The 17396-nt window shown below is 65.9% G+C and carries 14 protein-coding genes and 1 pseudogene; 11 read left to right on the top strand and 4 right to left on the bottom strand.

Annotated features, from left to right (window positions below):
- Positions 1–34: 34 nt before the first annotated feature.
- The gene (locus L880_RS0126185) at positions 35–949 is read left to right on the top strand and encodes a LysR substrate-binding domain-containing protein (RefSeq protein ID WP_027478116.1); all 915 of its coding nucleotides are present in this window, start codon (positions 35–37) and stop codon (positions 947–949) included.
- Here the strand turns inward: L880_RS0126185 and L880_RS0126180 are convergent.
- Complete coding sequence (locus L880_RS0126180; protein ID WP_043330873.1) at positions 946–2160, bottom strand: MFS transporter; 1215 nt, start codon at positions 2158–2160, stop codon at positions 946–948. The two genes, L880_RS0126185 and L880_RS0126180, sit on opposite strands and share 4 nt — an antisense overlap.
- Positions 2161–2309: 149 nt before the next feature.
- Between L880_RS0126180 and L880_RS0126175 the strand changes: the two genes are divergently transcribed.
- Positions 2310–3419 carry a BMP family ABC transporter substrate-binding protein gene (locus L880_RS0126175; protein ID WP_027478114.1) on the top strand — a complete coding sequence of 370 codons (1110 nt, stop codon included), beginning with the start codon at positions 2310–2312 and terminating at the stop codon, positions 3417–3419.
- 43 nt (positions 3420–3462) lie between these two features.
- Here L880_RS0126175 and L880_RS0126170 read toward each other — a convergent pair whose 3' ends face one another.
- Together L880_RS0126170 and L880_RS0126165 are read right to left on the bottom strand one after the other, a co-directional pair.
- On the bottom strand, positions 3463–5109 hold the full coding sequence (locus L880_RS0126170) for a phospholipase D family protein (RefSeq protein ID WP_245615380.1): 1647 nt from the start codon (positions 5107–5109) through the stop codon (positions 3463–3465).
- Positions 5110–5144: 35 nt separating this feature from the next.
- A complete protein-coding gene (locus L880_RS0126165) occupies positions 5145–5630 on the bottom strand; it encodes an Lrp/AsnC family transcriptional regulator (RefSeq protein WP_019574736.1) in 486 nt (161 codons plus the stop codon).
- Between the two features lie 145 nt (positions 5631–5775).
- Here L880_RS0126165 and L880_RS0126160 point away from each other — a divergent pair, with 145 nt between their 5' ends.
- The 6 genes from L880_RS0126160 to L880_RS0126135 all read left to right on the top strand — a co-directional run bounded on the left by L880_RS0126160 (position 5776) and on the right by L880_RS0126135 (position 12819).
- A complete protein-coding gene (locus L880_RS0126160) occupies positions 5776–7350 on the top strand; it encodes an aminotransferase class V-fold PLP-dependent enzyme (protein WP_027478112.1) in 1575 nt (524 codons plus the stop codon).
- Positions 7351–7406: 56 nt separating this feature from the next.
- Positions 7407–8720, top strand: coding sequence for a guanine deaminase (gene guaD / locus L880_RS0126155; RefSeq protein WP_027478111.1), 1314 nt, complete (start codon positions 7407–7409; stop codon positions 8718–8720).
- Between the two features lie 72 nt (positions 8721–8792).
- Complete coding sequence (dcd, locus tag L880_RS0126150) at positions 8793–9359, top strand: dCTP deaminase (RefSeq protein WP_027478110.1); 567 nt, start codon at positions 8793–8795, stop codon at positions 9357–9359.
- Complete coding sequence (locus L880_RS0126145) at positions 9356–9742, top strand: cupin domain-containing protein (RefSeq protein WP_245615378.1); 387 nt, start codon at positions 9356–9358, stop codon at positions 9740–9742. The genes dcd and L880_RS0126145 overlap by 4 nt, the downstream gene beginning before the upstream one ends.
- 598 nt (positions 9743–10340) lie before the next feature.
- On the top strand, positions 10341–11216 hold the full coding sequence (gene ypfJ, locus L880_RS0126140) for a KPN_02809 family neutral zinc metallopeptidase (protein WP_027478108.1): 876 nt from the start codon (positions 10341–10343) through the stop codon (positions 11214–11216).
- A gap of 142 nt (positions 11217–11358) precedes the next feature.
- The gene (locus tag L880_RS0126135; RefSeq protein ID WP_027478107.1) at positions 11359–12819 is read left to right on the top strand and encodes a DEAD/DEAH box helicase; all 1461 of its coding nucleotides are present in this window, start codon (positions 11359–11361) and stop codon (positions 12817–12819) included.
- Positions 12820–12873: 54 nt separating this feature from the next.
- Here the strand turns inward: L880_RS0126135 and L880_RS0126130 are convergent, their stop codons facing one another.
- A complete protein-coding gene (locus tag L880_RS0126130) occupies positions 12874–13707 on the bottom strand; it encodes a symmetrical bis(5'-nucleosyl)-tetraphosphatase (protein WP_027478106.1) in 834 nt (277 codons plus the stop codon).
- Between the two features lie 24 nt (positions 13708–13731).
- Here L880_RS0126130 and L880_RS0126125 point away from each other — a divergent pair, with 24 nt between their 5' ends.
- From L880_RS0126125 to L880_RS36540, 3 genes and pseudogenes are all read left to right on the top strand, one after another.
- The gene (locus L880_RS0126125; protein ID WP_027478105.1) at positions 13732–15030 is read left to right on the top strand and encodes a hemolysin family protein; all 1299 of its coding nucleotides are present in this window, start codon (positions 13732–13734) and stop codon (positions 15028–15030) included.
- 163 nt (positions 15031–15193) lie between these two features.
- The gene (locus tag L880_RS0126120; protein WP_019574726.1) at positions 15194–15496 is read left to right on the top strand and encodes an H-NS histone family protein; all 303 of its coding nucleotides are present in this window, start codon (positions 15194–15196) and stop codon (positions 15494–15496) included.
- Positions 15497–16231: 735 nt separating this feature from the next.
- Positions 16232–17389: pseudogene (locus L880_RS36540) on the top strand (MASE3 domain-containing protein); the annotation flags it as partial.
- Between the last annotated feature and the right edge of the window lie 7 nt (positions 17390–17396).

The raw sequence follows: 17396 nt of genomic DNA, 5'->3' as shown, positions 1-17396 counted from the left end.
CAGGATCAATTGTTTTGAAAAATGGGACGATTCAATGCCGCAAGCCTTGTTTGACCTGGACGTTCTGCGCACTTTCGTGACCGGTGTGCGCCTGGGCAGCTATGCCAAGGCCGCCGACCGGCTGGGCCGCTCCACCTCGGCCGTGAGCGCGCAGCTCAAGAAGTTGGAAGCCCAGGCCGAGGCGGTGCTGTTCCGCAAGGCAGGCCGAGGACTGGCCCTGACCGAGGCGGGCGAGACCCTGCTGGCCTATGCCCAGCGCCTGATCGACCTGAACGACGAGGCCAGCGCGGCCCTGCGAGGGCTGCACCTGCAGGGCCGTGTGCGCCTGGGCCTGCAGGAGGAGTTCGGCGAGGTGCTGCTGCCCCAGGTGCTGGGGCGCTTCGCCCGGGCCCACCCGCAGGTGCGCATCGAGGCCAGCATGATGCGGTGCGCCGGCTTGCGCGAGCGGCTGAGCCAGGGCCAACTGGACCTGGCCCTGGTGTGGGAGACGGGCGATCAGCCCCTGTTGCCGGGCGCCGAGCGCTGGCTGGAGACGCCGCTGCATTGGATCGGGCCGGCCGAGGCCCATGGCAGCGATCGACCGGCCTGGTGGGGCGCCGATGCAGCCGGCTGGCGCAGCGATGAACCCTTGCCCCTGGTGCTGCTGGACGAACCCTGCCCGGTGCGGCGCATGGCCATGGCGGCCCTGGATGCCCAGGGCACCGCCTGGCGCCATGCCTTCACCAGTGCCAGCCTGGCGGCCCTGTGGGCGGCCAGCTCGGCGGGCCTGGGGCTGACGGTGCGCACGGCGCTGGGTTGCCCGCCCGGGGTGCAAAGGCTGGAGGCCGCGGCCTGCGGCCTGCCGGCCCTGCCCTCCATCAGCCTGGTGCTTTACCGGGGCGAGTCCCAGGTGCCGCCGGTGGTGGAGCAACTGGCGCGGCTGCTGCGAGAGGCCCTGCCGCTGGTCTAGCGGATGCGGCGCTGGGTGCGCCAGTTCCAGGCCGCCCCCAAGGCCAGCAGCACGCTGGTGCCCAGGAACACCCAGCGCATACCCAGGTGGCCGCCGATCAGCCCGCCCAGCATGGGGCCGGTGACCTGCCCTGTGTACTGGGCCGAGGTGGAGTAGCCCAGCATCTGGCCGGCCGTGCCTTCGGGCACGTTGTGCCGGATCACCGCCGCAATGCAGGGCAGCAGGCCGCCCAGCGACAGGCCCATGAGAAAGCGCAGGCCCACCAGTTGCCAGGTGGCCGTGACGAAGGCCTGGGGCAGCAGCAGCAGGGCCGCCACCACCAGGCAGGCGATGATCACGTTCCAGTGGCCCACCCGGTCGGCCAGGCGCCCCAGGCGCGAGGCCGACACGATGCTGCCCAGCGCGGCGGCCGACATCACCAGGCCCGCGTGCAGGGTGACCTGGGCCGGGTCGGGCGCCAGGGTGGCCACGTAGACGGTGATGATGGGTTCGATCGACATGTTGGCCAGCATCAGCAGCATGCCGGTGAACAGCATGGCCAGCAGCGGGCGCCGGTCGGGAATGGCCTGCCAGCGGCTGGGGGCCCCGGCGGCCGGGCGGGCCGGAGGGCGCACGTCTTCACGGATCAGGGTGCAGGTGGCGATGAAGGCCACAAAGATCACGGCGCCGGCGGCAAAGAAGGTCCAGCGGATGCCGATCCACTGGGGCAGCACGCCGCCCACCAGCGGGCCGACCAGGCTGCCCGCCATCACGGCGGACGACAGCGTGCCCAGCGCCCAGCCCGACTGGGCCTTGGGCGTCTGGGTGGCCACCATCACGGTCGAGCCCGAGGCATAACCGCCCAGAAAGCCCGCCAGCAGGCGCAGCAGCACCAGTTGCCAGACATTGCTGGCCAGGCCGATCAGGGCCATGGCCACGGCCATGCCCAGGCTGGCGCGGATCAGCATCAGCTTGCGGCCATAGCGGTCGGCCAGCCGGCCCCACAGCGGTGCCACCAGGGCGGCCGACAGAAAGGAGGCGGCATACGCCGCCCCCGACCATTGCACGATGGCGGCCGGGTCGTGCACGCCCAGTTGCTCCACGTACAGCGGCAAAAAGGGCAGCAGCAGGGTCATGGCCACGATGGTGGTGAAGGAGCCGAACATGCAGACCCAGAGGTTGCGTTTCCAATGGGCTGAACCGGTGGGTGCCGGTGAGGGTGGGGTGTTCATGCAGGCATTGTTCATGGCGCTGCCGGCCTTGTCTCTTGCCGCTTTGCGGGCCCTGCCATCGCGATCGGGGCGGGGCTTAAAATCACGACCCCCAGCGGGTGCCCCGGCCGCTGGGGCTTTTGCATTCCGGGGCCATGTCGAGGAACACCATGTACAAAAACCTCGCCGCCAGGGGCCGCAGCGCCCTCATGGCCGCCTGTTTTTTCACGCCCCTTGTCACTCACCAAGCCGCTCTTGCGGCCCCCGCTACGCCCCCCGTCAAGGCGGCCTTTGTCTATGTGGCTCCCATCACCGAGGCCGGCTGGGTGCGCCAGCACGAGCAGGGGCGCCTGGCGGTCGAGGCCGCGCTGGGCGACCGGGTGAAGACCACCTATGTGCAGGACGTGCCCGAGGGGGCCGACGCCGAGCGCGTGATCCGCGACCTGGCCCAGCAGGGCCACCAGATCATCTTCACGCCCAGCTTCGGCTACATGGAGCCCACGCTCAAGGTGGCGCGGGAGTTTCCGCTGGTGAAGTTCGAGTCCATCACCGGCTACAAGACGGCGGCCAATGTGGCGGTGGCCAATGCCCGCTACTACGAGGGGCGCTACCTGGCGGGCATCGCGGCCGGCCGCCTGAGCAAAACCCATGTGGCGGGTTATGTGGCGGGCTTTCCCATCCCCGAGGTGCTGCAAGGGCTGAATGCCTTCACGCTGGGCATGCGCTCGGTCGATCCGCAGGCCAGCGTGAAGGTGGTGTGGCTCAACGCCTGGTTCGACCCACCGCGCGAGCGCGATGCCGCCATGACGCTGATGAACCAGGGCGCCGACGTGCTGGCCTTCCACACCGGCTCGTCGGCCGTGATGGCGGCGGCGCAGGAGCGTGGCAAGCTGGCCGTGGCCTACCACTCGGACATGCGCAAGGTGGCGCCACAGGCGCAGATCCTGGCCGTGACCCACGAGTGGGGCGCTTACTACACGGCCCGCGTGAAGGCGGTGGCTGAGGGCAGCTGGAAGCCCACGGCCCTGTGGGGCGGCGTGCGCGAGGGCATGATCCGGGTCGGCGACTTCGGGCCCCAGGTGCCCCAAGCAGTGCAAAACGAGGTGCTGGCGCGGCAGAAGGACATGGCGGCCGGCCGCCTGCAGCCCTTCAAGGCCGGGGCCCAGCCGGTGCGCGACAACCAGGGCCACACCGTGATCGAGCCCGGCCAGGCCCTGAGCGACGAGCAGATCCTGAGCCTGAACTGGCTGGTCGAGGGTGTGCAGGGCAGCCTGCGCTGAGCGTCACGCCACGATTCAGAGTTCAGAGTTCAGAGTTCAGAGTTCAGAGTTCGCCCAGGGGCACCAGCGGCCCCAGCAGCCACAGTTTGAAGCGCAGCCAGGGGCTGGTCTCGGGCTCTTCGGAGTGCACCGTCTCCTGGCCCTCGCCATTGCGTTCTATCCATTCGATGCCCTGGCCATCGGCGGCCAGCCGCAGCTGGTAGACGCTGGCCAGGTCGCTCATGGCCTCCAACTGGGCGGCCATCTCGGGGCTGTCGATGATCAGGCCCAGCTCGGTGTTCAGCCGCACCGAGCGCGGATCGAGGTTCATCGAGCCGAGGAACACCTGCCGGTGGTCGAGGATGGCGCTCTTCATGTGCAGGGCGCTCAGGCTCTTGCCGATCACGCCCAGGCGCCGGCGCTTGGCGCTCAGGCTGGGGCTGATCTCGAAGATCTCGACCCCCATCTTGAGTAGCGCCCGGCGCTGGCGCGAGTAGCCCACATGCACCCAGGGCTCATCGGTGGCGGCCAGCGCGTTGGTCACCAATTGCAGGCGCACCCCGTGCTGGCGTGCTTCGGCCAGCGATTGCAGGGCCTTGTCGTCCGGCACGAAGTAGGGCGAGGTCATCCTGAGCAGTTCCCGGCTGGTGGTGAACCACTGGTAGGTGCCCTCGAACACCGTGCCGGTGATGGAGTGCTCGCGCTCGTTCACGCCCTCGGTCTTGCTCAGCGGGTCGACCAGCACGCGGGCCTGGGCCGGCAGCAGCGGGCCCAGCCGGCCCTCGGCCAACTCGTAGGGCAGGTTGAGCATGCGCACCAGGGCGGGCGGCAGGTGATCAAAAGGCAGATCCAGCCCCGAGCCCTGGACCTGCCCATCGTCCGGTATCCGCCCGGTGTCGGTGGGCGGGTGGGTGCTGGCGCTCAGGCGCTCGAACTGGGCGCGGCGCTGTTCAGGGTTCAGCGGGCTGAAGGCGATCTGGCCCACCGGGTAGACGTGTTCGCTGTTCCAGTACAGGTCGAAGGCGCGCGAGAGTTCGCGCACCGCCGGGCCGGCGACAAAGGTGTCCATGTCGATGAAGTTGCTGCCCTCGGCATTGACCATGTATTCGTCGGCGATGTTGCGCCCGCCCGCCACCGCCGCCACGTTGTCGGCCACGAACAGCTTGTTGTGCATGCGCCGATCCACCCGGCCGATATCCAGCCCCGAGCTGATGAAGCGCGTCAGCAGGTGCCCGCGCCCACCCGGGAAGGGGTTGAACAGCCTCAGTTCCACGTTGGGGTGGGCGGCCAGGCCCAGCAGCAAGTCATCCGAGCCGGCCGTGTGCAGGTCGTCCACCAGCACGCGCACGCGCACCCCGCGGGCCGCTGCGTCACGCAGCGCGCGCATCAGGGTGCGGCCCGTGTGGTCGGACTGCAGCAGGTAGTACTGCACATCGAGGCTGCGTGTGGCCAGCCGGCACAGGGCCAGCCGGGTGGCGAAGGAGTTGGGCCCGAAGGGCTGCAGCAGAAAGCCTGAGCGACCGTCGGCAGGCAACTGCGGCTGGGTGATGTGGGCCAGCGGCGTGTCCTCGAACCCGGCGATGGCGTGGGTCGGGGCCACCGGCGGCGGCTTGGGCAGGCTGGAGCAGGCGGACAGCGCTGCCAGCATCAGCAGCAGGCTCAGGGCCCGCAGCATGCGCGGCAACCCGTGGGTGCAAGGTCGGATGGGCATGGTGAACGCGATTGTGGGCCCTGAGTCGGGCCGCCTCAAGCGCCGTCCTGGCGACCCGGCAGGGCCAGCGGCAAGGCCGTGCTGCTCTTGATCTGCTCCATCGAGAACGCCGAGGAGACCCCGCTGAGCTCTCCCACCCGGATCAGCTTTTTGTAGAAGGCGTCATAGCCCTCGATGCTGGTCGTGACCACCTTCAGCAGGTAGTCGACATCACCACTCATGCGGTGGAACTCCTGCACCTCGGGCAGGGCGGTCACGGCGGCAGCAAACTGCGCCAGCCAGCGTTCGTCGTGTCGGGCGATGCGCAGGCTGACGAAGACCGTGATCGGCAGGCCCACCTTCTTGCGGTTGACGATGGCCACGCGCCGCTCCAGGTAGCCCTCGTCCTCCAGCCGTTTGACGCGCTTCCAGCACGGCGTAGACGACAGACCCACCCGCTCCCCGAGCTGGGCGATGGACAGGCTGCCATCGTGTTGCAGGGCGTCCAGCAGTTGCAGATCGATGCGGTCCAGTGGGTTCATGTTTTGATTTGGCTTGAAATTGGGAAAATTTTCTCTCAATAAGCGCTGAATGGGGGGTTTTTGGAATGTTTTTCAAGTCCTGGCTCCCTAGACTTTGGGGCTTGCCTGGCCGCCGGCCAGTGCTTGAACACCCTGACGAACCGCCATGAACCTGGACCTGCCCGCCGAGCTCTACCTCGATTTCAACGCCACCAGTGCCGTGCTGCCCGAGGCCGCGGCCGCGGCCCAGGCCGCCATGCTCAGCGCCTATGGCAACCCCAGCAGCACCCACGCGCTGGGCTTGAGGGCGCAGGCCCTGCTCAGCCAGACCCGGCAACGGGCGCGCGAGGTGCTGGGGGCGAGCACGGGCCAGTTGCTGTTCACCAGCGGTGCCACCGAGGGCATCCAGACCGCCGTGCTGTCGGCCCTGTGCGGTCTGCGTGAACGCCGCCGTCAGGGCCTGCCGGCGGGGCGGGTGCTGTTGTACGGCGCCACCGAACACAAGGCCGTGCCCGAGGCCCTGGCGCACTGGAACCAGGTGCTGGGCCTGGGCTGTGAAGTGCGCGCCTTGCCCGTGGACGCTCGGGGGCGGCACGATCTGGCCGCCTTGTGCGCCGCCTTGCCCCAGGTGGGGCTGCTGTGCACCATGGCGGCCAACAACGAGACCGGCGTGGTGAGCGACCTGGCGGGCATCGAGGCCCTGTTGTGCGAACTCGGCAGCCCCGCGCTCTGGCTGGTGGACGGGGTGCAGGCCCTGGGCAAGCTCAGCCTGACCCTGAGTGCCAGCCGCATCGATTACGCCCCGTTTTCCGGCCACAAGCTGCATGCCCCCAAAGGGGTGGGCCTGCTGTACGTGCGTGAGGGCAGCCCCTTCACCCCCTTGATCGCCGGGGGCGGTCAGGAGGGCGGCGCCCGCTCGGGCACCGAGAACATGCCCGGCATTGCCGCCCTGGGCGCCGTGCTGGCGGCCTTGCAGCGCGGCGACACCTTCTGCCCGCCGGCGCGGCTGCAGGCCTATCGTCTGCGCCTGCATGAGGCCCTGGAGGCGGCCTTCCCCGGGGTGGTGTTCAACGCGGCCCTGGAAGACAGCCTGCCCACCACGCTCAATTTCTCCTGGCCCGGCGTGCCTGCGCAGCGCCTGATGAGCGCCCTGGAGGCGGCCGGCCTGATGGTGAGCGCCGGCAGCGCCTGCTCGGCGGCGCAGGCCAAGCCCAGCGCCGTGCTGGCCGCGATGGGCTGGCCGGCGTCGCGCAGCACGGCCTCGGTGCGCCTGTCGCTGGGGCTGCTGGTGGACGAGGCTTTTGTGGATCAGGTTTGTGAGCGCCTGCTCGCCTGTGGAGCGGCCTTGAAAAAGGCGCAAGGGGCTGAGTCTGCAGCGCTGGAGCCCGCCCAGACAGAGCTTGCCGAGGCCCCGGGCATCACGCCCGAAGCGCTGGCTGGCTGGCTGGCCCGCCACCCGCAGGCCCGGTTGGTGGATGTGCGTGACCCGCATGAGCATCTGGCCAGTGGCCTGACCCGCCTGGGAGGGCACCCGGTGCAATCGGTGCCCTTGGCCGACCTGATGCACGTGCTGCCGCGTTGGCTGGCTGAGCCGCAGCCCTTGCTGTTCTTCTGCCGCAGCGGGGCACGCAGCCAGCGTGCGGCGGCGCAGGCGCTGGCCGGCGGCCATGCCCATGTCGGCCAGCTGGCCGGCGGGCTGGTGGCCCTGGCGGGCGCCGCCGGCATGCCAATGTCGCGATAGTGCTTATGGCGCACGGCATATGGGTGCCCAGGTGAGGGCAGGTATGCTGCGGCCCCATGAAAGCACACCGCGCCGCCATCCTCCGATTTGCCGATGACCGTTCTGCCGTCTATGAAGAAGACGGCCTGCTGGTGATCGGACCCGACGCCCAGGGCCAACCGGTGGTGCGGGCCGTGGGCCCGTACCGCGAGCTGATCGACCGCTACCCGGGCGTGGCGGTGACGCATCACCCGGGCCGCATCCTGGCGCCGGGTTTTGTCGATCTGCACATCCACTGCCCGCAGACCGATGTGATCGGTTCGCCCGCCGAAGGCCTGCTGCCCTGGCTGGAGAACTACACCTTTCCCCACGAATCGCGCTTTCACGATGGCGACTACGCCACTGAGGTGGCGGGCTTCTTCCTGGACGAGCTGCTGCGCCATGGCGTGACCACGGCATTGGCCTTTGCCACCTCGCACCCCGCGTCGGTCGATGCCTTGTTCGAGCAGGCCCGCCAGCGTCAGATGCGCTTCATCACCGGCAAGGTGCTGCAAGACCGTTTCTCGCCCGATGGCGTGCGCGATCAGACCGAGCAAAGCCTGATCGACACCGAAGATCTGATCCGCCGCTGGCATGGGGTGGACCGGCTGGGCTACGCCATCACGCCGCGCTTTGCCCCGACCAGCACCCCCGCCCAGTTGCGCGGTGCCGGCGAGCTGGCGGCCCGCTACCCCGAGGTGTGGGTGCAGTCGCACGTGGCCGAGAACAAGGCCGAGATCGCCTGGGCGCGTGAGCTGTTCCCTGAGTCGCGCAGCTACCTGGGCACCTACGCCGACTTCGGGCTGATGCGCGAGCGCGCCATCTACGCCCATTGCATCCACTTCGATGACGACGACCGGGCCCTGATGCGTGAAACCGGGGCCGCCGCCGCCGTCAGCCCCACCAGCAACCTGTTTCTGGGCAGCGGTTTCTTTGACTACGAGGGGGCCGATCGTGTGGGCTACCGCTACGGCCTGGCCAGCGATGTGGGCGGCGGGACCTCGTTCAGCCCCTTCCACACCATGCTGGCTGCCTACTACGTGGGCCGTGAGGGGCAGACCAAGCCCGGGCTGTCGCTGAGCCCGCAGCAGCTGTGGTGGCAGCACACGGCGGGTGCAGCCCAGGCGCTGGGCCTGGGCGGGGTGGCGGGTGGGCCAACGATTGGCAACCTGCAGCCCGGCAGCGAAGCCGACTTCGTGTTGTTGAACCCCCAGGCCACGCCCCTGCTGGCGCGCAAGACGGCCCAGGCGCGCAACCTGGACGAGCTGTTGTTCGCCTTGATCGTGCTGGGTGACGACCGCCTCATCGAGCAGACCTTTGTGGCCGGCCAGGCCGCTGTCATCCCCACTTGAGCGCTGGCGGGCTGCCCTACAATGGGCCGCCCAACGCCCGGCCTGCGCCAGGGCGGGCAACGGAGCATTCCCATGAGCATCAAGAGCGATAAATGGATTCGGCGCATGGCCGAGCAGCACGGCATGATCGACCCCTTCGAGCCGGGGCAGATCCGTGAGCAGGAGGGTCGCAAGATCATCAGCTACGGCACCAGCAGCTACGGCTACGACATCCGCTGCGCACCTGAATTCAAGGTGTTCACCAACATCCACAGCACCGTGGTCGACCCGAAGAACTTCGATGAGAAGAGCTTTGTCGATTTCGAGGGCGACTCCTGCATCATCCCGCCCAACAGCTTCGCCCTGGCCCGCACCGTCGAGTACTTCCGCATCCCGCGCAATGTGCTGACCATCTGCCTGGGCAAGAGCACCTATGCCCGCTGCGGCATCATCGTCAACGTGACGCCGTTCGAGCCCGAATGGGAGGGCTATGTCACGCTGGAGTTCTCCAACACCACCCCGCTGCCGGCCCGCATCTACGCCGGCGAAGGTTGCGCCCAGGTGCTGTTCTTCGAGAGCGACGAGGTCTGCGAGGTCAGCTACAAGGACCGCGGCGGCAAGTACCAGGGTCAGCACGGCGTGACCCTGCCGCGCGCTTGAGCACCCCCGCGCTGTCGCCGGTGCAGACCACCGGCTACACGTTGGAGTCTGCAGGCGCGCCCGAACTCTCCCGGCCCCGGCCCGAGCGCCTGGAGGTGGGCAACCCTTTGCGCGAAACCTGGACGGCCGTGACCGCCCCGGTGGGCCAGGCCACGGCCTTGAGCAGCGGCCTTTGGCGCTGCGAGCCGGGCCGCTGGCGCATCGAGTTCGGCCCCACCCAGCAAGAGGTGTTCACCGTGCTGTCGGGCCGCTGCCGCGTGCATGACCGGCACGGCGCTTGGCGCGAAGCCGGCCCGGGCGACAGCCTGCACATTCCAGCGGGGTTTCTGGGGGCTTTCGAAGTGCTGGAAACTGTCACCAAAGCCTGGGTGATCCTCGACTGATCTCTGACGCGGTCTGGACCGGGGCGACTGGTTTTTGGCCGGTGTCTGAGCGGGTGTCAGCGGTATTTGTGTCATCTGCTGGACATTTCGCACGGGGCGATGGGCTTCCGTCCTACAGCCCCGAAATATCTGCTTACCTACGATTTCCTGTCACCCCACAGGAGCGCAGTGTCATGAAAATCTCTTCCAGTCGAACGAACCGCTGGACGCAATGGCTGGACCTTCCCATGCTGATTGCCCTGGGTGGCGTGCTGGCTGTCCTCGTCATGATTGAAATCCTGAGCCGTGGCGGCCTGCTGTACAGCGCCAGCCCGCAAGAGGGCGATGCCTTTGCTTCGGTGCCTGCGGCCTGGGTGCACAGCGTGAACTGTCGGCCATGTGCGGCACCGTGCCAGGGCGCCCTGTGCACCCGGCCTGCGAAAGCCCGGGCAGCCAGCGCCGCGAGCCCTGACTTCAGACCTTCACCCAGCCCCGCCAGATCGCCCCCCTGCGCTGGCAGCCTCGTGCCGTGTCATATTTCACGCAGACCGGCCACTTTTGAGCATCGCTCCCGGGTAGCATCCGCGCTGACCGCCGTTTGTCGGCTTGGGAGCGCCACATGAAATGGGAAGACCAGAGAAGTTCCAGCAACGTTGAAGACCGCCGAGACGAGCCCGCTGCCGGCGGCGGTGGTTTTTCGTTGGGAGGAGGGCGCCTGGGGCTGGGCACCGTGCTGGTGGTGTTGGCCGTGGGTTGGTTCATGGGCATCAACCCCCTGACCTTGCTGGGGCTGCTCGAGGGTGGTGGCCCCGCACCGGCGGCGCCGGTGAGCAGCCACGCTCCCCCCGCAGAAGATCGCCTGGCCCGTTTCGTCTCGGTGGTGCTGGCCGATACCGAGGATGTCTGGAAAGACATCTTCCAGCGCTCCGGTGGTCAGTACCGCGAGCCTCGTCTGGTGCTGTTCCGGGGCAGCACCCCCACCTCGTGTGGTCAGGGGCAGTCGGCCATGGGCCCGTTTTATTGTGCGGCGGATCAGAAGGTCTACATCGACCTTGATTTCTATGAAGTGTTGCGCACCCGCCTGGGCTCGCCGGGCGATTTTGCCCAGGCCTATGTGATCGCCCACGAGGTGGGGCACCATGTGCAGCATTTGCTGGGCATCAGCCAAAAGCTGGACGAGGCCCGTGGCCGGGTCAGCCAGGAGCGCTACAACGCGCTGAGTGTGCGACTGGAACTTGAGGCCGATTGTCTGGCCGGTGTCTGGGCCCAGCATGCCGATCAGAGCCGGCACATCCTGGAGAGTGGCGACATCGAGTCGGCGATGAACGCGGCGGCGCACATCGGGGACGACGCCTTGCAAAAGGCAGCAGGGCGCGCGGTGGTGCCGGAGAGCTTCACGCATGGCAGCAGCGCTCAGCGCCAGCGCTGGTTTGCCACCGGGTTGCGTGAGGGCACGGTTCGCGCTTGCGACACTTTCAACACCCGAAATCTCTGATCCATTGGCCGGCAGGCCTTGCCATGCTTGAACAGGCAGCTATCAAATTCATGGCGTTCAAGGCGGTGGGGCCGCTTTTTGTGGCCGCCAAAATACGCCGCATTACCGGGTTTTCCCCGCCGGTGCGACAATACAAGGCTTCATGACGACATCATTCTCACATTTATCGCTCGCTGAGCCCCTGGCTCGCGCCGTGGCCGAGATGGGCTACGAGTCCATGACCCCCATCCAGGCCCAGGCCATTCCGGTGGTGCTCACGGGCAAAGACGTGATGGGGGCCGCACAGACCGGCACCGGCAAGACGGCTGCGTTTTCGCTGCCTTTGCTGCAGCGACTGCTCAAGCACGAAAACAGCTCGACGTCGCCAGCCCGCCACCCCGTGCGAGCCCTGGTGCTGCTGCCCACACGCGAACTCGCGGACCAGGTGGCGCAACAGGTCAAGCTCTATGCCAAGTACACCCAGTTGCGCAGCGCCGTGGTGTTTGGTGGCATGGACATGAAGCCCCAGACGGCAGAACTCAAGCGCGGTGTCGAGGTGCTGGTGGCCACGCCGGGGCGTCTGCTCGATCACATCGAGGCCAAGAACGCGGTGCTGAACCAGGTTGAGTACGTGGTGCTCGACGAGGCAGACCGCATGCTCGACATCGGCTTCCTGCCTGATCTGCAGCGCATTCTGAGCTACCTGCCCAAGCAGCGCACCACCTTGCTGTTCTCGGCCACGTTCTCGCCTGAGATCAAGCGCCTGGCCGGCAGCTACCTGCAAGACCCGGTCACCATCGAAGTGGCCCGCTCGAACGCCACGGCGTCCACCGTGGAGCAGCACTTCTACGGTGTGAACGATGACGACAAGCGCCGTGCCCTGCACCAGGTGCTTCGTCGGCAAGGCATCAAGCAGGCCTTTGTGTTTGTGAACAGCAAGCTGGGCTGTGCCCGGCTGGCGCGCTCGCTGGACCGCGATGGCCTCAAGACGGCCGCATTGCATGGCGACAAGAGCCAGGACGAGCGCCTGAAGGCGCTCGATGCCTTCAAGAAGGGCGAAGTCGACCTGCTGGTGTGCACCGACGTGGCGGCCCGCGGCCTGGACATCAAGGATGTGCCGGCGGTGTTCAACATGGACATCCCCTTCAACGCCGAAGACTATGTGCACCGCATCGGCCGGACAGGCCGCGCGGGCGCATCGGGCCTGGCGGTGAGCTTTGTGGGCGGCAACAACGATGCCCGCCTGGTGGCCGACATCGAGAAGCTGATCAAGAAGAAGATCGAAGTCGAAGCCCTCGAATACGACGAAGACCGTCCTCGCGAGCGCATCAACGAAGGCCGCCGCATGTACCAGCAGGGTGAAGGCCGTCCGGCCCCGCGTGAACGTGAGCGTGAGCGCACCGAGGCCACGGCAGAAGGTTACGGGCGTGAGCGCCGCTCCTACCGCACCCATTCGGCGCCCCGGGATCCTTTCTTCGATCAGCCCTACCAGGCCCCGGCCGTGGATGCCGCCCCCGCTTGGGAGGCTGCGGCCAAGGCGCCTGCCCGGGCGATTTCCTCGAACATCAAGCCCAAACGCAAGGTCGCTGCGCTGTTCAAGGCAGCGGATCCGGTCGTTTCCTGATCGTCCTCCCGGGCGGCCGGCCTGTGGCAAGGTCGAGGCCCGGTCTTGATCCCGTCAGCGCCCGGGCTTCTGGGCGGGCGGGCATTTCACCTGAATCAATTCCCGCTCGGCAAGGTTTTGGCCCAGGCGCACGGCGCTCAGGCAGCCGCCCCAGACGCAGCCTGTGTCCAGCGACAGCAGCTTGGGGCGGTTCTGCCAACCCAGTGTGGACCAGTGGCCAAAGGCCACCAGCGTGTCGGCGGTGGCCCGTCCCGGCACATCGAACCAAGGCAGATAGCCTGGTGGCCCGCCATCGGCACTCTCCGTGCTGGCGAACTCCATTTCTCCTTGAGGCGTGCAAAAACGCAGTCGCGTGAGGGCGTTGACGATGACGCGCAGGCGCTCGTGCCCACGCAGGCCATGGCGCCATCCCAAGGGCAGGTTGCCGTACATGTTGCGCAGGAAATCGAGCCAGTCGGGGCCGCTCAGCACATCCTGCACCTCCTGGGCCAAGGCCATGACCTGGCTGGGTGTCCAACTGGGCAGCACGCCTGCGTGGAACATCAGCACACCGTTCTCATGTCGCGCCAGGGGCTGGCGTCGCACCCACTCGATCAGGGTGGAGCGGTCGTCGGCCAGCAGGATGCCCTGCAGGGTGTCCTTGCGTCCTGGGGGGCGCAGACCTTCGGCCGCGGCCAGCAGGTGCAGGTCGTGGTTGCCCAGCAGACAGCGGGCCGCGTCCTCCAGCTTCATCAGCCGCCTGAGCACCCCGGCGGAGTCCGGGCCCCGGTTGACCAGGTCGCCCAGCAGGTAAATCGTGTCACGGCTGGGTGAGAAACCCAGCGTGTCCAGCAGCCGGCCCAGGGCATCGTTGCAGCCCTGGACATCACCAATCAAGTACATTGCCATGGTGTTGATTCTCTACTCCCCTGCATGGATTTCCTGCTGATTGCCCTGCTGACCCTGCTCAATGCAGTGTTTGCCATGTCCGAGATGTCGCTGGCATCGAGCCGCAAAGCCCGTTTGACCGCCATGGCGGAGGCCGGCGACAAGGGGGCGGCCACGGCACTGGCCTTGCTCGACAACCCCACCCAATTCCTGTCCTCGGTCCAGGTCGGCATCACCTCGATCGGCATGCTCAACGGCATTTTGGGCGAGGCCGCATTCAGCGATCGTCTGGCCCATTGGCTCGTGAGCTGGAACATGCCCGAAGGCGTGGCTGGCGTCACGGCGACCGCGGTGGTGGTGACGGCCATCACCTTCATCACCATCGTGTTCGGTGAACTGGTGCCCAAGCGCATCGGGCAGTTGTACCCCGAGACGGTGGCCCGCTGGATCTCGCGCCCCATGTCCTGGGTGGCGGTGGGGGCCAAGCCCTTTGTGCGGCTGCTGTCGATCAGCACCCATGCGGTCTTGCGGCTGCTGCGGGTCGATGATTCGGGTGGCCGCTCGGTGACCGAAGAGGAAATCGTGGCCAGTCTCGAGGAAGGTCTGGACGCCGGGGTGATCGAAGAGCATGAGCACCAGATGGTGCAGAACGTGTTTCGCCTGGATGACCGGCCGCTGACGTCGATGATGCTGCCCCGGGCTGAGATCGACTGGCTTGAGGCCCAAGATTCCGCGGCGCAGTGCCTGCAGCGGATTCGCGCCGCTGGCGCGCTCAACAGCCATTCCTGGTACCCGGTCTGTCGAGGCTCGCTCGATGACGTGGTGGGGCTGATCAGCGTCGCTTCGCTGCTGGAGCTGGGGCCTGACCATGCCGGGCCCATTGAGGCCCATGTTTTGCCGGCCGCATTTCTGCCTGAAACCCTCAGTGGTATGGAGTTGCTGGAACAATTCCGGGCTCGCGCCGCCCGCATGGTGCTGGTGGTGGATGAATATGGTGTGGTGCAGGGCTTGATGACACCGCACGATGTGCTTGAAGCCATCACCGGTGAATTGCAACCCCTGGCGCAGGCCGATGCCTGGGCGGTGCGGCGCGAGGGTGGATCGTGGCTGCTGGATGGTTTGATGCCCGTGGATGAATTGCGGGCGCGACTGGATATTCGCGAATTGCCCGACGAGGAGCGCGGTCGCTACAACACCTTGGCGGGCTTGCTGATGTTTGAATCGGGTCATTTACCCGCGACAGGCGAGCGGATCGAATGTGCCGGCTGGATTTTTGAAGTGGTGGACCTCGATGGGCGAAGAATTGACAAAGTTCTGGCTTGGCCGGTGGGCTCCCACCTCTGAGCTGTGTGGTATTTCGCGACGGGCTGGTGCTTCAATAATCGGACGTACATGTCTGCTCTGTGAAGATAATCCTCAATTTCCAGGGGGCGTTCAGGTCTGACCTTGGTGTGGCTTGAAATTATTTCTATAATGAGCTTTTAAACACGAATGGGTTGATCAAATCATGAGCACGACGTACAAAGATCTACTGAAGCAACGCGAAGCCCTGGAGCAGCAGATTCAAGAAGCTCGCAAGCGTGAAACCGCTGATGCGGTGGCGCAAGTGCGTACCTTGGTGGCTGATTTTGGTCTGACGGCCGAAGATATTTTCCAGGCACCGCGCGCTCGCAGCAGTTCTGCTGCCAAGGGCGGCAAGGTTGCTGCCAAATACCGCAATCCCGCCACCGGTGAAACCTGGACGGGCCGTGGTAAGGCACCGAAGTGGATTCAAGACCAGGACCGTGCACAATTTTTGATTGCCGCCTGATCGCAGCCCGATTGATTGAACCCTGTTCTGCGCTGGTTGGCGCATGACACAAAGAGCCCGGACAGACTTGTTTCTGTGCGGGCTTTTTGCTGTCTTGTTGGTCAGAAATGCGAACACCGGCCCCGCGTCTGGCTGACAAAGTTGTGTCTAAATGTATTTATGGCTGGTGCTCCCGGCGGGGTCTCTTGCCTCCATCTGACAGATGCATTGAATTGATATTGTGAAAATCAGTTGTTTTTGATTTTCATTTTGTGAAGCTGAGCCAGCTATTGGCGATCCAGACGGGTAGGGCTTGTCGATTTGCTGCGATGCGACTGTTCATTCTTGCTTGGATCGAATCGCCGGTGAAATGAGCTTGAAACTTCAGACGCCTTGATCGATACGCGCATTTGATTCCGACGGCGTCGCTCCCATGCAGAGGGTCTGGCCTGTCTCTCCGGCATTCGGTTCTGCCGGATCTGATTTCGTCGTCGGTTGAATTCAGCGCTGCGCGAAGGGGCGCCGAGTGGGCTTTCCAGGGGCCGGGGCCGCCAAATGTGGTTCTGGGCGGGGCCACATCAGACCTGGGTGCCTGCGCAGATCGACCAGTCCGATCTTGCAGCGGGCTGACGGAGACCGTTCTCGTGCATGTGTCTGATGGCGGTGAGGTATTTCGGCTGCAGTGCTCCACATTCTTATTGTCGATTGGTCGTTTTTGCCTGATAAAGGCTGTAACGAAATCGACAGGCTTGCAGAATGAAGGACCAAGACGCCAGTCTTCAGGCGCGAACAATCACCACCCGTCTGGGCATGGCTGCGGGTGTGCTTTTATCGGTGTTGCTGCTCTCACCCCCGGTGCGCTTGTTCGAGCGGGGTGAGGGCCTTTGGTTGGGCTTGCATTTGATGCTGGAGGTCTCCGCTGTGGTGGTGGCGGCCTTGGTGGTGGCGGTGTCCTGGTATTCGCTGGAGCGGGCGCAGCGCCGGCAGTCCAACGCCCTGATTTTCGGATTCACGGTGACGGCGGTTTGCGATCTGCTGCATGCCCTTTCCTATGCAGGGATGCCGCCCTTGTTGTCAGAGTCGAGTACCTCGAAAGCCATTTATTTCTGGTTGGCGGCCCGTATTTTCGAGACCCTGGCCTTGGCCATGCTGGCCTTGAACCTGCGCTTGCCAGGGTCGGCCGGGCGCTGGTTTTGGGGGGCCATAGCTGTCTCGTTGGGCTTGTTCTGGTTGTTCACATGGCATCCGAATGGTTTGCCATCTGTCTACGTGCCTGACTACGGTCTGACCACGTTCAAGGTATTTGTTGAATATGCCCTGTGTCTGGCCAATCTGGCCATAGCCGTGACTTTCTGGGGCTCGGCTCAGCGCACCGGGCGGTCTCGTGGGTTCTGGCTGGCAGGAGCCTGTTTCGTGATGGCGCTGGGCGAAGTTGTTTTTGCCAGCTACCACGCGCCCGAAGACTCTCTGAATGTGCTGGGGCATGTGTTCAAGGTGGTCGCGGATTGGCTCATCTTCCGAGCTGTTTTTGCCATCAATATCCGTCAGCCCTATGAGCTGATCAGGCGGACCGAAGCCTCTTTGCGTGACCGTGAAGTGCAATTGGCCGCATTGGCCAGGAACATTCCCAATGGGCTGCTGTTTCAGGCTGAGCGCGATCAGGAGGGGCAAAACCGTTTTGTGTATGTGAGCGATGCAGTGCAACGCGTGGGCGGCATGAACATGGCTGATGTCCTGCGGGATCCGATGCTGTTGTACGGACGCCTGCTGCCTGAGGATCTGGAGTTGCTTCGGTCGGCTGAGACCGAGTCGGCGCGCTCGATGTCCGTGCTGGACGTGGTGGTTCGGATGCCGGTCAGAAATGGTGCCATGCGCTGGCTGCGGGTGTGCTCCGCGCCCAGGCATTTGGACGATGGTCGTG

Origin of the sequence: Curvibacter gracilis ATCC BAA-807 (genome assembly GCF_000518645.1) — a bacterium.
Lineage (GTDB): Bacteria > Pseudomonadota > Gammaproteobacteria > Burkholderiales > Burkholderiaceae_C > Curvibacter > Curvibacter gracilis.
This window is presented reverse-complemented; position numbering and strand designations above follow the sequence as displayed.